Annotated in this window: 15 protein-coding genes; all 15 read right to left on the bottom strand. The window is 47.3% G+C overall.

Features of this window, described 5'->3' with window-relative positions:
• Positions 1–24: 24 nt before the first annotated feature.
• The 15 genes from MHH25_RS11235 to fapR all read right to left on the bottom strand — a co-directional run bounded on the left by MHH25_RS11235 (position 25) and on the right by fapR (position 15,384).
• Positions 25–255, bottom strand: a complete 231-nt coding sequence (locus MHH25_RS11235; protein WP_017689218.1) for a KH domain-containing protein — start codon at positions 253–255, stop codon at positions 25–27.
• Positions 256–278: 23 nt separating this feature from the next.
• The gene (rpsP, locus tag MHH25_RS11230) at positions 279–551 is read right to left on the bottom strand and encodes a 30S ribosomal protein S16 (RefSeq protein WP_017689219.1); all 273 of its coding nucleotides are present in this window, start codon (positions 549–551) and stop codon (positions 279–281) included.
• Between the two features lie 53 nt (positions 552–604).
• Positions 605–1,984 carry a signal recognition particle protein gene (gene ffh / locus MHH25_RS11225; protein WP_017689220.1) on the bottom strand — a complete coding sequence of 460 codons (1,380 nt, stop codon included), beginning with the start codon at positions 1,982–1,984 and terminating at the stop codon, positions 605–607.
• Positions 1,985–2,047: 63 nt separating this feature from the next.
• On the bottom strand, positions 2,048–2,398 hold the full coding sequence (ylxM, locus tag MHH25_RS11220) for a YlxM family DNA-binding protein (protein WP_017689221.1): 351 nt from the start codon (positions 2,396–2,398) through the stop codon (positions 2,048–2,050).
• 262 nt (positions 2,399–2,660) lie between these two features.
• Complete coding sequence (locus tag MHH25_RS11215; protein WP_017689222.1) at positions 2,661–3,308, bottom strand: hemolysin III family protein; 648 nt, start codon at positions 3,306–3,308, stop codon at positions 2,661–2,663.
• A 146-nt stretch (positions 3,309–3,454) separates the two neighbouring features.
• Positions 3,455–4,468: a signal recognition particle-docking protein FtsY gene (gene ftsY, locus MHH25_RS11210; protein WP_036609455.1), complete on the bottom strand. Its 1,014-nt coding sequence runs from the start codon at positions 4,466–4,468 to the stop codon at positions 3,455–3,457.
• 108 nt (positions 4,469–4,576) lie between these two features.
• Positions 4,577–8,146, bottom strand: a complete 3,570-nt coding sequence (gene smc, locus MHH25_RS11205) for a chromosome segregation protein SMC (RefSeq protein WP_036609457.1) — start codon at positions 8,144–8,146, stop codon at positions 4,577–4,579.
• Positions 8,147–8,363: 217 nt separating this feature from the next.
• Entirely contained in the window at positions 8,364–9,068 is a 705-nt protein-coding gene (gene rnc / locus MHH25_RS11200; RefSeq protein ID WP_036609458.1) for a ribonuclease III, read from the bottom strand.
• Between the two features lie 13 nt (positions 9,069–9,081).
• Positions 9,082–10,320 (bottom strand): beta-ketoacyl-ACP synthase II, encoded by a 1,239-nt coding sequence (gene fabF, locus MHH25_RS11195; RefSeq protein ID WP_036609459.1) that lies wholly within the window; start codon positions 10,318–10,320, stop codon positions 9,082–9,084.
• Between the two features lie 177 nt (positions 10,321–10,497).
• Positions 10,498–10,731, bottom strand: a complete 234-nt coding sequence (gene acpP, locus MHH25_RS11190) for an acyl carrier protein (RefSeq protein WP_024630176.1) — start codon at positions 10,729–10,731, stop codon at positions 10,498–10,500.
• Between the two features lie 152 nt (positions 10,732–10,883).
• On the bottom strand, positions 10,884–11,633 hold the full coding sequence (fabG, locus tag MHH25_RS11185) for a 3-oxoacyl-[acyl-carrier-protein] reductase (RefSeq protein WP_017689228.1): 750 nt from the start codon (positions 11,631–11,633) through the stop codon (positions 10,884–10,886).
• 245 nt (positions 11,634–11,878) lie between these two features.
• Positions 11,879–12,820, bottom strand: a complete 942-nt coding sequence (gene fabD, locus MHH25_RS11180; protein ID WP_076249833.1) for an ACP S-malonyltransferase — start codon at positions 12,818–12,820, stop codon at positions 11,879–11,881.
• 25 nt (positions 12,821–12,845) lie between these two features.
• Positions 12,846–13,835: a beta-ketoacyl-ACP synthase III gene (locus MHH25_RS11175; RefSeq protein ID WP_036610885.1), complete on the bottom strand. Its 990-nt coding sequence runs from the start codon at positions 13,833–13,835 to the stop codon at positions 12,846–12,848.
• Between the two features lie 8 nt (positions 13,836–13,843).
• The gene (plsX, locus tag MHH25_RS11170; RefSeq protein WP_017689231.1) at positions 13,844–14,839 is read right to left on the bottom strand and encodes a phosphate acyltransferase PlsX; all 996 of its coding nucleotides are present in this window, start codon (positions 14,837–14,839) and stop codon (positions 13,844–13,846) included.
• Entirely contained in the window at positions 14,836–15,384 is a 549-nt protein-coding gene (gene fapR, locus MHH25_RS11165; RefSeq protein ID WP_047842457.1) for a transcription factor FapR, read from the bottom strand. Before fapR ends, plsX begins: the two co-directional genes overlap by 4 nt.
• Positions 15,385–15,707 lie beyond the last annotated feature (323 nt).

Raw genomic sequence — 15,707 nt, 5'->3', positions numbered from 1 at the left:
ATCCTAACCCCCTTTCGTATATCTTTAAGATATGATATCAACGGTAACCCGTTTATCCATCTTAACTGCTGCTGATGTGACGACCGTACGAAGTGATTTCGCGATTCGTCCTTGTTTACCAATTACCTTCCCGACATCGTCAGGATGAACAGTTAACTCATAAACGACAAGCCGGTCTTTCTCAACCGTCCGAACCGTCACATCTTCCGGATGATCGACTAAAGCCTTAGCAATTATGCTTACTAATTCTTCCATAGATGACCCTCCGAATCAGCACTTTATTTAGATAATTTAGACTCGTGGAACTTCTTCATCACGCCCGCTTTGCTAAGCAAGTTGCGGACAGTGTCAGATGCTTGTGCACCGTTTTGAAGCCATGCCAATGCTTTATCTTCATCGATCTTAACAACAGCCGGTTGTTCAACCGGGTTGTAGTAACCGATCTCCTCGATAAAACGACCGTCACGTGGGGAACGGGAATCCGATACCACTACGCGGTAGAAAGGAGCTTTGTGAGCACCCATACGTTTCAGACGAATACGAACTGCCATTTGAAAATTCACCTCCTTCAATGAAATCTGTATATGATCCAGCTTCGCTTAAATCAACGGAAAGGAAACTTCATTCCTTTACCCATACCTTTAAGCTGCTTCATCGCTTTATTTTTACCGCCGCCTTTAGGTCCCATCATATCCGAGAACTGTTTCATCATGCGGCGCATCTCATCAAATTGCTTGATCAGACGATTTACTTCAGCCAGAGATGTTCCGCTTCCGGTAGCAATACGCTTCCGGCGGCTATGGTTGATCATGTCCGGGTTACGTTTCTCTTCGGTCGTCATTGAGTAAACGATCGCTTCGATCCGGCCCATCTGTTTATCATCAACCTTCAGATCCTTGGCTTGTTTCATCTTGCCCATGCCGGGGATCATATCCATGATCTGATCGATTGGTCCCAGCTTTTTCACTTGATCCATCTGCTCCAGGAAATCTTCAAACGTGAATTCTGCATTACGCATCTTCCGTTCCATTTCCTTGGCTTTATCGGTATCAATGTTTAATTGTGCTTTCTCAATCAGAGATAACATATCACCCATACCGAGGATCCGTGAAGCCATACGTTCCGGGTGGAACGGCTCCAAAGCGTCAAGTTTCTCTCCAAGGGAAGCAAACTTGATTGGACAACCCGTAACTGCTTTGACGGAAAGCGCAGCACCACCACGAGTATCTCCATCCAGCTTTGTCAGGACAACCCCGGTCAGATTAAGCTGCTGGTTAAAGTGTTCTGCTACGTTAACCGCATCCTGACCTGTCATGCTGTCTACAACAAGCAGTACTTCATCCGGATTCACTACGCTGTGAATCTGGCGAAGTTCTTCCATCAGTTCTTCATCAACATGCAGACGTCCAGCTGTATCGATAATAACATAGTCATTACCGTTATCCTTCGCATGTTGAAGACCTTGACGTGCGATCTCAACAGGGCTTGTCTGATCTCCCAGTGTGAATACCGGCGCTTTGATCTGCTCGCCAAGTACTTGCAACTGTTTGATCGCTGCGGGACGATAAATATCTCCTGCAACAAGCAATGGTCTGCTGTTTTGCTTTTGCAGCATTTTAGCCAGTTTACCCGATGTGGTTGTTTTACCAGCACCCTGCAAACCAACCATCATCAGCACCGTAGGCGGTTTGTTCGCTTTAGCCAGTTTCGCTTGGCTTCCACCCATCAAATCCGTTAGTTCCTTGTTAACGATGTCGATGATGACCATTCCTGGCGTGAAGCTCTCCATCACTTCTTTGCCAACAGCCTTCTCTTTCACCTTGGCGATGAATTCCTTGACCACTTTGAAGTTTACATCCGCTTCGAGCAATGCCAGACGTACCTCGCGCATAGCCTCGGCTACATCTTCATCAGACACCTTGCCTTTGCCGCGCAGCTTGCTGAACACATTCTGTAATCGGGTCGTTAATCCTTCAAATGCCATGATCCCACCTCCTTAAGCTTTAATACTGTTTGCAAGACCGATACGTTCCGCTCAGCCAATATTTCATTCACTAAGCTGAGCAACGATATCGTGTATTTGTTTGTTGTTATCAATGGAGACGCCTGCGCGTTCCAATGCATTTTGCAAATCTTCAAGATTGCGATTACGCCGTTCATGCTTTTCCAGCAAGCCCAGCTTGCTTTCGTAATTTTCCAGCACTTGTTCGGCACGCTTGATATGCTCGTATACCGCCTGGCGGCTGATCTCAAACTCGGCTGCAATTTCACCAAGTGAGAAATCGTCATGAAAGTAATACTTTAGAAAAGTCTGCTGTTTCTCGGTAAGTAACAATTCATAAAAAGCAAACAGCAAGTTAATCCGGTTTGTCTTCTCAAGCCGATTTTCTTGACTCACATCGGGGCACTCCCTTCGTCAAGGAAAAACACTTTACACTCTTGCAACGTTCCTAATAATACCTAAAACAAATCAGGTTGTCAAGCAAAAATACTTGTCACAATAAAAACAGCTCTGATGATACGTTATTTCGATGTTTAACGGGTGGTTTATGCCCTTCTTCACTACAAGCAAATTCTATCTGTGTCCCTGCGACCCACCTCTATGTAGAAGAAAAAACGAATGCGTCTCAGTCCGTGGAGATGCATCCGTCTATGGTGTTCTAACGAAGTGGTGTCAGGTACAGCAGTACCATAAAGAAATGAAGAATACTGCCTGCTAACACAAAGAGATGCCAAATCGCATGGTGGTACGGAAATCCACGCCATACATAAAAGAGCGTACCAAGTGTATACATCAGGCCTCCAGCAACCAGCAACACAATGCCGCCTGTAGGAATGGCCGCCATAAGAGGTTGCCAGGCAATAACGATCAGCCAGCCCATCGCAATATAGAAAATCGTGGACATGAATAGAAACTTTTTCGTAAAAAATGCCTTAAAGATCACGCCGAATAATGCGATACCCCAGATTATGCCAAACAGGGTCCATCCAAGTGTACCGCGAACAGCAATAAACAAAAGCGGAGTGTACGATCCCGCAATAAATAAATAAATGGAAGAATGGTCGAAAATCTCAAATAAATCTTTCACTTTTCCATCTTTCCATGCATGCACGAGTGTAGAACTTGTATAGAGCAACAGCATGGTGATTCCGTAGATCGTGAAACTGACCACATGCCAAGCCGTGCCTTTCATACTTGAAAATACAATCAATATCACCAGTGCAGCTACACTGAGTGCAGCGCCGATTCCATGTGTCACCGCATTGGCGACTTCTTCACGGCGAGAATAGGTATACGTATTGGCCATTTTCAACCGTCCTTTCTAACCCTTTAACATTGCCTGCTTTATTCCTCCATTATACACGTATTGCCAGTGACATTACACGTGACACTTATCACGTATATCACTGGCAATACGGTTAACATTATTAATTCATTCTATTATTAATGATTCTAGGAATTAGCTTCCTCTTCTTCAGCACTTTCCGCTGGCTGTTCTTGGATCAATCCGGCGAACAAGGCATGCACAAATTGCTCCGAATCAAACGGCTGCAGATCATCAATTTTCTCACCCAGTCCTACGAGCTTCACAGGCAAGTCCAGCTCCTGACGGATCGCAACAACGATCCCCCCTTTGGCTGTTCCATCCAGTTTCGTCAGTACGAGGCCAGTTACACCGCTTTTCTCACCGAAAAGTTTAGCCTGGTTTAAAGCATTTTGACCTGTTGTTGCATCCAGTACCATCAGTACTTCATGCGGAGCATCCGGAATTTCACGCTGAATAACACGATAGATCTTGTTAAGCTCGTCCATCAGGTTAGATTTGTTTTGCAGACGACCTGCTGTATCACAGAGCAGAACATCCGCACCCCGTTGTTTCGCTGCTTGTACCGCATCATACATAACCGCTGCTGGATCAGAACCAGATTGCTGTTTGATCACATCGACACCGGCACGTTGCCCCCATACTTCCAGCTGTTCAATGGCTCCGGCACGGAACGTATCTCCAGCTGCCATGATGACTTTTTTACCTTGTTGTTTAAATCGATGTGCCAGCTTGCCAATCGTTGTTGTTTTACCAACACCGTTAACACCAACAAACAAAATGACGGTAATGCCATCCGGGTTCATTTTCAATTCGTTATTCTGTTCACCGCGAAGAAGACCCGTCAGTTTCTCGGACAATACAGGCTGCAGCTCAGCCGCATCCTCAATTTTGCGTTTTTTCACCTCAACGCGCAGGTCTTCGATCAGATTCATGACTGTATTCACACCAACGTCTGCTCCGATCAAAATCTCTTCCAGTTCTTCATAGAACTCTTCATCGATTTTTTTGCGACGGATTACGAGATCCGACACTTTTTCCACTAACCCTTTACGTGTCTTTTCCAATCCATCCTTAAACTGTTTGGTGACCGACTCCGTTTTGCTTGCAATGCTGTCTCTAAGCTTTTTAAAAAAACTCATAAAGCCCCTCCATCGTGTACATAATCTAAGCGGTTTTGCAAAAATGCTCAATCTGAATGATTTTCAATGATTACAATGAGTTCGTTTGTCTCGCAGGTTTGGATCAGATCAGGCAATTACTGCTTCCTCATCTTCCAGTTTAACCGAAACGAGCTTGGATACACCGCCCTCTTCCATTGTAACACCGTACAGCACATCTGCCTCTTCCATCGTACCTTTACGATGGGTAACAACGATAAACTGTGTCTGTTCGGAGAATTCACGCAAGTACTGGGCAAAACGTACCACGTTAGCTTCGTCCAGCGCTGCCTCAACTTCATCCAGCACGCAGAATGGTACCGGTTTGACATGCAGAATAGCAAATAATAAAGCCATCGCCGTCAAAGCCCGTTCCCCACCGGATAACAGTTGCAGGTTTTGCAGTTTCTTGCCTGGTGGCTGAGCCACGATATCTATTCCCGTTTCAAGCAAGCGCTCCGGGTCCATCAGAACAAGGTCAGCACGTCCCCCGCCAAACAGCTTGCTAAACACGGTACCGAACTCACGGCGGATGGCATCAAACGTAATCTTGAATCGCTTCGCCATCTCGTCTTCCATTTCCCGAATAACCTGATACAACGTTGTTTTAGCTTCCACCAGGTCATTCTTCTGTTCACTCAGGAACTCGTATCGCTCATTGACTCGCTGGAACTCCTCAATCGCTCCCAGGTTCACATCACCCAGGGCGGATATACTGCGCTTCAGCTTCTGTACCTCTGCCTGTGTATGCTCCACGTCTTCCGGTACAGGATAACGCTCTTTGGCCAGTTCATAGCCCAGTTCGTATTCATCCGTCAGCTTTCGCAGTATATTTTCCAGCTCAACATCCAACCGGTTCACGGAAATTTCCGTCTGTCGCATCTGTTCTTCCACAGCTTTTAACTGCGTGCGCTGTTCCTTCGTTTCGCTCTCGGCAAGCTCAAGCTTTTTCGACAACTCACTTCGGGCAGCACGTTTGAAGTCCAGATCCTGAGAAGCTTCCGCTTTTTTCAGCTTATACTGGTTCAGATCTTCAATCTGTTTAACACTCTCGGTCTGTGTTTTCTTGAGATCTGCTTCCATCGAAGCCAGCAACGTGCGATTCTGACGAAGATCTTTCACCAGCGACTCTACTTCCCGCTCCAGACGTCGCAATTGTTCTCCATTGGAGAATCGCTCCTGATCCAGCTTGCCTTCACGCACTTTCAATTCGGTGAGTTGGCTCTGCAATTCTTCCTTCGCAGATTCATTGGCTTTCCGAGCAAACTCGGCTGCATGAATGGCACGATGAGTCGCTTTTTCTTCCTCTTCAAGCTGCTCCAGCTTCTTCACAGCGACGATCCGAGCCGTATCCAGCTCTTTGATCTCTTCGGTAAAGCCACTCTTCTCCTGCCCGGCAACGGCAACCTGTTCAAGCACATGGCGAAGCTCATGCTCTACCTGTTTCATTTCCATCGAAGCCTGCTGTTCTGCATTTCGGGTATCATCACCGGACTGACGAAGTTCATCCAGTTTGTCCTGACACTGTTCCAGTTGAACTTTTACATCATCCACACTGCGATGCAGTTTCACGATTTGATTTTCCGTATCCAAAATATCCTGGTCGAGCTGGTCCAGCTGCCGTTTCCGGCTGAGCAGACTCACATTTTTCTTGTGCTGGCTACCACCTGTCATGGAACCACCCGCATTGACCACGTCACCTTCAAGCGTCACAACCCGGAAACGATACTGACAGCGAGCCGCAATTTTATTGGCGACCTCCAACGTTTCGGCAATAATAACATTACCGAGCAAGCTGCCAATGATTGAAGCATATTTGGATTCGAATTGTACAAGATCAGCACCGATCCCCACAAAACCCTCCATACCTTCAATCATAGAACGTTCAGCCGCTCCAATGGCACGAGGACGAATGACATCCAGAGGCAGGAACGTTGCACGCCCCAACTGGCGTTGCTTCAGAAAAGCAATTGCCTGTCTGGAAACTGATTCATTTTCCATGACCACATGCTGCAAGGATGCTCCCATTGCTGTTTCTACCGCAAGTTCGATCTTCTCGGGAACTTTTACGAGTTCAGCCACAGCTCCATGAACACCGCTCAGCGTACCTTTACGTGAAGCCTTGAGAACCTCCTTGACACCCAGCATGAATCCGTCAAAATCATCCTGCATCTCTTTCATCGTATCGCGGCGGGAAACTTGAGCTTCACGCTTCTGTTCCCATTTACGGACCGTACCCCGACTTTCTTCGAGCAGCTTCTGCAGCGACTGAAGTCGTTCACTTTCCGTAATGTAACCACCACGTAGATCGCTGATTTCTTTGCCCAAGCGAACAACTTTTTTCTCAATGTCCGTTTTGCGACTCTCCAGTGTCTCTTTCTGCTCTTCCCATTTGCCTGATTCTTCAGCCGCGCGATTCATTCTGCGCTCCAGCGTTTCTTTCTGCTGATCCACATAACGAATTTCATTGCGTGTCTGAGCCATCTGATTCATCAGTTCCAGCAAATTGCCTTTGAGGCTTTCCTCTTGCTGCTGACTAATGCCACCTGTGACACCGATGAGTTTGGCTTCTTCCTGAGACAGCTGATTTCTCACATCATTCAGTTCATGCTCAAGCTTGCCAAACTTCTCACGCAGTGCAAGCAGCTCGGTTTCCCGTTCGCGATGTCTCTCTTCACTGGCGGCAAGCGTTACTTTGAGCTGTTCCTGATTTGTTTGCAGATGGTGCGAGCGCTCCTTGAGCAATTCTCCAAGTCCTTCACTTTTCTCTGTCGCTTCACTGAATTGCAATAAAGCGGCTTGCAGTTGCTCTGTCTCTGTTTCCAGGATACGCAGCGCATTCCGATCATTTTCCAGCTTGGCATCATGCGTAGAGACAATCGCCGCCAGTCCAACCTCTTCCTGTTTTAGCGATTGCAGGCGCTCATTTGCCTTACTCCAGGACGCATGAATCTGTTCGATCTGGTACACATACATGGAAATTTCCTGCGATTTGAGCTGAGAACGAAGTTCCTTATAGTGGATCGCTTTCTCCGATTGTTCCTTTAGCGGGCCAATCTGATCTTCCAGTTCAGTCACCAGATCATGAATACGCAGCAAATTTTGCTCTGTCTCATCCAGTTTGCGCGTCGCATCCCGCTTGCGGGATTTATATTTAACGATACCTGAAGCTTCTTCAAAGATACCTCTGCGATCCTCTGAACGGGTACTCAGAATCTCTTCGATTCGCCCCTGTCCAATAATCGAGTAGGCCTCCTTACCGATGCCGGTATCCATAAACAACTCCGTGATATCCTTCAAACGACAAGATTGTTTGTTAATAAAATATTCACTATCTCCGCTACGATGTACACGACGAGTCACCGTCACCTCACCAAAATCCAATGCAAGTGCGTGATCCTCGTTATCAAGTGTAAGCGACACCTCACCGAAATTAACGGCTTTCCGTGCGTCACTACCTGCAAAGATGATATCTTCCATTTTGCCACCACGCAGCGACTTAGCACTTTGTTCCCCCAGAACCCAGCGAATTCCGTCCGATATATTACTCTTTCCACTTCCGTTCGGACCTACAACAGCCGTAATGCCACGAACGAACTCCATCTCCGTTTTGTCGGCGAATGACTTGAATCCACCCAATTCAATCCGTTTTAAAAACATAGGGTTTCTCGTCACCTCCTCTTGCAAATTTCAAGTATTGCATTCCAGCGCCTAAATAAATTGAACCAAAATAAAGTTCACTTATTTAGTTAACGATCAGGAACCTTCTCCTGAACCTCTTTACAAAAAAAAGAGCAAAAAGCAGTCCGGCCGATTACTTCCGCCGGGGCGGACCCGCGGGCTGCTCTTTGCTCTTCGTTTGTCTATGCGCTATCGGTTAAGCTCCGGCTTCCGGAAGCTTCAGTCGATCAAGTGCTGCAGATGCAGCCTGTTGTTCCGCTTCCTTTTTGGAACGTCCTGTACCTCTGCCAAGCCTTTCTTGACCCATATGGACCTCCGAGACAAACTCACGTTCATGGGCAGGTCCCCGTTCCTCAACGATACGGTATTCCAAAGCTCCCATATTGTGATGCTGAGTAAGTTCCTGCAGTTCCGTTTTGTAATCACTCATTTGCAGCTTGCTGCCCAATACGATTAATGGGAAGACATGCTGATCAAGAAATGTCCGAACAGGCGCAAGCCCCTGATCCAGATACAATGCACCAATGAAAGATTCAAACACATCCGCCAGCAGAGCCGGCCGTGTCCGTCCTCCAGTTAGTTCCTCACCTTTACCAAGAAGTACATACTGCCCAAAACCCAACACTTCAGCAAATTTGACGAGGGAAGGCTCACAGACAATGGATGCCCGCAGCTTAGTTAATTCACCTTCCGGACGGTTAGGATACAAATGATACAAGTACTCCGATACAGTCAGTTCCAGCACGGCATCGCCCAGAAACTCCAGACGCTCGTTGTCCTGATGCTGACTGAAGCGGTGTTCGTTTACATAAGAAGCATGGGTAAACGCTTGTTTTAAAAGCTGCCTGTTGTCAAATTTGATTTGAAGTTTATGTTGTAACTGCTTCAGATCTTCACTCAAACGAACTAGCCCCTTATGCTTCAAATTTTTTGAGAATAATGGTGGCATTGTGACCGCCGAATCCAAATGAATTGGACATGGCAATATTAACTTTGGTTTGACGTGGAACATTTGGTACATAATCCAGATCACATTCCGGGTCCTGATTTTCCAGGTTAATCGTTGGAGCCAGTGTCTGATGTGTCAGTGACAATCCGCAGATAACCGCTTCTACACCACCAGCAGCGCCAAGCATGTGGCCCGTCATGGATTTAGTGGAACTCACGGCGAGCTTGTACGCATGATCACCAAACGCCTTTTTGATCGCAAGCGTTTCGGATCTGTCGCCTACAGGCGTCGAAGTTCCGTGTGCATTAATGTAGTCCACTTCTTCAGGCTCAATGCCCGCATTACGAAGTGCCATCTTCATGCAACGTGCTGCTCCGTCCGGATCTGGTTCTGTCATGTGATGTGCATCGCCTGTCAGACCGTAACCGATCACTTCACCATAAATGCGTGCACCACGTTTTTGAGCATGCTCCAGGGATTCCAGAATCATAACACCAGCGCCTTCGCCCATAACAAAACCATCACGTTCTGTATCAAAAGGACGGCTTGACTTCGCAGGATCATCATTACGTGTAGACATTGCGCGCATCGCACAGAACCCTGCAAGACCCGTTGGTCTGATTGTTGCTTCCGCACCACCACAGATCATGGCATCTGCATCACCATTGGCAATCAGCTTGAAGGAATCTCCGATGGAGTGTGTACCTGTTGCACAAGCGGTAACAACGTTAATGTTAGGACCTTTGGCACCAAGGGAAATAGACATTTGGCCTGAAGCCATGTTGGAGATCATCATGGGAATAAAGAATGGGCTTACCCGTTTTGGACCTTTTTGCAATAATGCATTATGTTGGTCCTCCCACGTACCCAATCCACCAATACCTGATCCGATGGATACACCGAAACGCTCTGCATCAATATTCTCGTTAATTTTCAGACCACTGTCTTCAACGGCTTTGAAGCCGGCTGCCACAGCGAACTGTACAAAACGGTCCATTTTGCGAGCATCCTTGCGATCCATATATTCTTCCGGGTTGAAATCCTTGATTTCGGCTGCAATCTGTGTCGTGTATTCACTAACATCAAACGCCTCAATCTGAGAAATTCCGGACTTTCCTGCCATTAAACTGCCCCAGAACGTTTCCAAATCTTTTCCGAGCGATGTCATTACGCCCATTCCGGTAATTACTACTCTTTGTTTCAAACCGAGTCACCTCTATATCGACTGCATTACGCAAGTATTTTGTGGGAATATCCGCAAACAGACATCTACTCAACAAAGATAGGCCTGTTTGAGTAGAGCTGCTTGCGGAATGAGAAAAACCAATGAATGATGAGAAGTCCCGCCTGTTCGAAAACATGTGCGGGACTAAAAATGACTTTAGGTATGAGATTGTATGTAGTTTACAACTTCACCTACGGTCGTGATTTTTTCTGCATCTTCATCAGAGATTTCCAAATCAAATTCATCTTCCAATTCCATGACCAATTCCACTACATCCAAAGAATCAGCACCCAAATCTTCTTTGAAAGATGCTTCAAGTGTAACTTCAGCTTCGTCTGCGCCCAAGCGGTCGACGACGATGCGTTTTACACGCTCCAATACATCGGACATCCGGTTCACCTCCTTCTTTGGTATTATACGAGAATCGCAGGCAAAATGCCATAGAAGACATATGCGGCTCCCGGCCGGGGAACCCGGCCTTTTTCCGGCATTTCGGATCGTCCAGCGCCTGTTCCCCGACTATTGTTCAAGTCCGGGAAGAATTACATGTACATGCCACCATCGACATGCAGCGTCTGCCCTGTCATATAAGATGAAGCCTGTGAAGCCAAGAACGTGACTACACCCGCGATTTCATCCGGCTGACCCAAACGGGACAACGGAATACCACTTAGCATACCGTCCACCAGCTCCTGGGACAACTCTTTTGTCATATCTGTCTCAATGAAACCTGGTGCAACACAGTTAACTGTGATTCCACGAGAAGCCAGTTCACGAGCAGATGCCTTTGTCAGGCCAATGACTCCTGCCTTGGCAGCAACATAGTTCGCTTGTCCAGCATTACCGAGCACACCTACAACCGAGGAGATATTGATAATTCTTCCCGACCGTTGTTTCATCATTGGACGTGTAACCGCCTTAAGGCAGTTAAACACACCTTTGAGATTGGTTTCAATAACCTGATCGAATTCTTCCTCTTTCATACGCATGATCAGATTATCACGGGTAATTCCAGCATTGTTCACCAGAATATCAACGTTGCCCCATGCTTCGAGTGTAGCTTTGACCATTTGTTCAGCTTCATCCATCAGGCCAACATTGGCTTGAAGTGTAATCGCCTTGACTCCTTTGGCACGAATCGCTTCCGCTACTTCCTCAGCTGCTGCTTGGCTACCCGCATAATTCACGGCTACGTTCGCTCCAGCTTCTGCAAGTGCCAGTGCAATACTGCGCCCAATGCCCCGGGATGCCCCGGTAACAAGTGCATTTTTACCTTCTAATGGTTTAGACATAATCATTCCTCCTTTCCCCAAATCTATATCAGTTCAACCAAAGAATGTTTACACTTGCCACTCCGATGACAGAATAAACTTCCGATCGCTGTTATCCCCAGATTTTTTTGATTCCCTTTTATAAAGGATCCGGTGATAGCGTATGCTTCCGATGTAGCTTTCTTTCAGAAAGCTTTTAGGCGAACACTCCGCTTCTTCAGGTTTTTTCTGTCCTCTCCGTTCTAGTGTAAAAAGTTTAGTTTAACTCATATAATTCCTTCTAATTCACTTGCCGTTGCTTCGAGCGTTTCAAGACTGTTCACATTGTACAGTTTTACGGTTTTATCTGTTTTTTTAATCAAACCGGTCAATACACTGCCAGATCCAATCTCGATGAACGTATCCACACCTTGCTCAATAAGCCATGTCACACTGTCTTCCCATAATACAGGAGAATAGACCTGAGCTGTCAACAAATCCTGAACCTGTCCATCCTCTGCAGGTCTTGCAGTCACATTAGCGACTACAGGGACCGCTGCCGGTGAGAACGTAACGGTTTTCAGTTTCTCTGCCAGCTTCTCAGCTGCACCCTTCATCAATGAAGAGTGGAACGGACCACTTACTTCCAATGCAATGGCGCGTTTACCGCCTGCTTCTTTCACTCGTTCCGCGACAGCAGCTACGCCTTCCTTCACACCAGAAATGACGATTTGTCCCGGACAATTAATGTTGGCAAGTTCAACCGCATGACCACTTTCAGATACGTCACGGCAAAGCACCCCCAGCGCTTCCCGATCCGCACCCAACACAGCAGCCATCGCTCCTTGCCCACCCGGTACTGCCTGTTCCATATACTGACCACGTGCCCGCACAGTGCTCACTGCGTCAGCAAACGAAAGAACGCCCGCTGCCACCAGTGCACTGTATTCTCCCAGACTGTGTCCAGCCGTATAGTCAGGCTGAATTCCTTTTTCTTTGAAAGCTTCCAGCAAGGCAATACTTGCTGTCAACAGAGCCGGTTGTGTATTAGATGTCTGTTTCAACTCGGTCTCCGGTCCTTCAAATACAAGGTTGCTCAGCGAGAAACCCAATGTTTCATCTGCTGTGCGAAAAATTTCGGTTGCCGCAGGCACGGACTCATACGCGTCCTTGGCCATGCCTACAGCCTGTGATCCCTGTCCGGGAAATACAAATGCTATTTTACCCATCTCATTCATCTCCCAGATGTCTATTTTACCAAACGAGTACCGATGCACCCCATGTCAAACCGCCACCGAATCCAACCATAAGAACGGTATCTCCGGCTTTCATGCGACCTTCCTCTGCTGCTTCTACCAGAGCCAGCGGGATGGAAGCAGCAGATGTGTTTGCATACTTATCCACGTTAACTACAACCTTTTCTTCAGGAAGTTCAAGTCGTTGCATCGCAGATTGGATAATCCGAATATTCGCTTGGTGAGGAACAAACAGATCCACATCCGTACGCTCCATACCAGCCTTGCGTAATACCTCAATGGTAGCCGTCCCCATGACACGTACCGCAAACTTAAACACTTCACGACCGTTCATGTTGATGTAATGTTTTTTATTTTCAACGGTCTCTGCAGTAGCAGGCAGACGGGAACCGCCGCCTTCCATCTGAAGAAGACTACCGCCAGCACCTTCGGCACCGAGATCGAACGCTTTGAATCCGCGACCTTCCGGAACTTCACCAACGACTACCGCCCCTGCTCCATCACCAAAGAGGACACAAGTGTTACGGTCTGTATAATCCGTAATACGAGACAAGCAGTCCGCACCAATTACAAGTGCATTGTTGTACATACCGCTTTGGATGAAGCTCGTAGCACTAGCCAAACCGTATACAAATCCGGAACAAGCAGCCGACAGATCAAATGCCGCGGCACCTTTTGCACCCAATTTGTCCTGCAAGATGCAGGCTGTCGATGGGAACGAAGAATCCGGTGTAATGGTTGCAACAATGATCAGATCAAGATCACTGCCTGTCATCCCTGCAGATTCAAGGGCTTTAATCGCCGCTTCGTATGCCAGATCAGAAGTTGCCTGATCGGGTGCAGCGATGTGACGCTCTTTGATTCCTGTACGACTGACGATCCACTCGTCATTGGTATCGACCATTTTCTCCAGATCGCTATTTGTCAAAATTTTCTCAGGCACATATTTCCCTGTACCAATAATCCCTACTGGGCGCAAATTATTCATATCGTCACTCACTTCCCGCTAATTTCCTTAGATATGCTCTCTACCAGCTGATTCTGCACTGCAATCCGAGCTTGGCGCACAGCATTTTTGATGGCATTGCCATCAGCAGATCCATGACTTTTCACAACTAGTCTGCTCAAACCGAGGAGTGGCGCTCCGCCATGCTCCGTATAATCCAGCTTTCGTTTCAACCCACGCAGCTCAGGCATTAGTACAGCTGCAGCCAGTTTACTTTTGAGAGAAGATGAAAATTGTTCCTTAAGCAAGGCGAAAATGGCACCTGCTGTGCCTTCCAGCGACTTCAGCAGGATATTCCCTGCAAAACCGTCACATACAAGCACATCACAAGCACCAGTCAGCACATCACGTGCCTCAACATTACCGACAAAACGAATTGGGAGTTGTTCCAGTAAAGGGTATGCATGTTTGGTTAACTCATTTCCCTTGCCTGGCTCTGTTCCTACATTGAGCAAGCCCACTCGTGGGGACTCAATGCCCTGTACTTTTTGCCGATACAAACTGCCCATCAGACCATATTGTGCAAGGTGCTCCGGTTTGGCATCCATATTCGCTCCTAGATCCAGCGCAAGTACACCTACATCATCAATCGTTGGAATCATAGGCGCAAGCGCCGGACGTTCAATGCCTTCCATGCGACCTACAACAAGCAAACCCGCTGTCATGAGCGCTCCAGTATTGCCCGCCGAGATCATCGCGTCCGCTTCGCCCTCTTTCAGCATGCGGCCTGCCACCACCATGGAGGCATCCTTTTTGCGACGCACTGCTTTGACGGGTTCATCATCCGAACCAATAACTTCGGAAGCATGCCGGACCGTAAGGTTGGCAGGTCTAACACCTGACTGACTCAAAAGAGGTTCCAGCTTGGCTTCATCGCCGATCAGGACGATCTGTGTATCCGCCCATTCCGTGGCTGCGGCAATCGCACCTTCTACCGTTGATGCAGGTGCATTGTCGCCTCCCATGGCATCAATGACGATTTTCATTCCAAATGACCTCCTTCTCCGCTGTCTTCTCCACCTGAATGGTAGATTACAAAGTTGCCTTGAAACACCATTTCTTCACCTACATAAGTGAATACTTCCACTTTGGCTTTGCCCTTTTGACCCGGGATCGATCTCACATAAGCCTTTGCAATACATTTCTCTCCCAAATGAACCGAACGGACAAAGCGAATGTCTGCTGATGCAGTCAACGCGATCTCGTCATTAATAATCGCTACAGCCAAGGAGTTGGCCTGTGCAAAGACATAGTGTCCACGTGCAATCCCTGTTCTGGAAAACACGTGTTCTTCCTTAATCTCAAACAGGGAAATCCCGCTCTTATCCAGTTGCAGATCCACAATATCACCGATAATTTCATGCAAGGGCAACGAGCGTACCTGATCATACGAGAGCTCTGCCATCAGTTTCATCCGCTCCCGAAGTTCGGGTATTCCAAGTTCCAGCCTGTCAAGACGAATCGTCTGAATACTCACCTTCAATTGGCGTGTAAGTTCCTGATCCGTCACAAACGGGTTCTCTTCTATCATTCTGGTTAACTGCTGTTGCCTCTGTCTCTTCGGTACACGTTCGATGCCTGACACCCCCCGCTGTATCGTTTACGGAACCGTCCCGTCCGGCCAGTTCAACCATTCTTTCGTGTTGCTTCTATAGTTGCATCCCTGGTCACCAGGGTCGTTCTCAAACGGATTATGGTTCATCTATATGTAACGTCAAATCTTAGAACCTGGTACTAAACTATAGTATATCTCATCCCGTGTCAAAAAGAAAGACTGGCCTAACAAAAACAATTCACCCTTCTGGTGCAAGGATTTCATGCTTGTTAGCTCACTCTACCTACACTCTCTAATCC

The sequence above is a fragment of the Paenibacillus sp. FSL H3-0457 genome, from assembly GCF_037981725.1.
GTDB classification, from domain to species: Bacteria; Bacillota; Bacilli; order Paenibacillales; family Paenibacillaceae; genus Paenibacillus; species Paenibacillus amylolyticus.
This window is presented reverse-complemented; position numbering and strand designations above follow the sequence as displayed.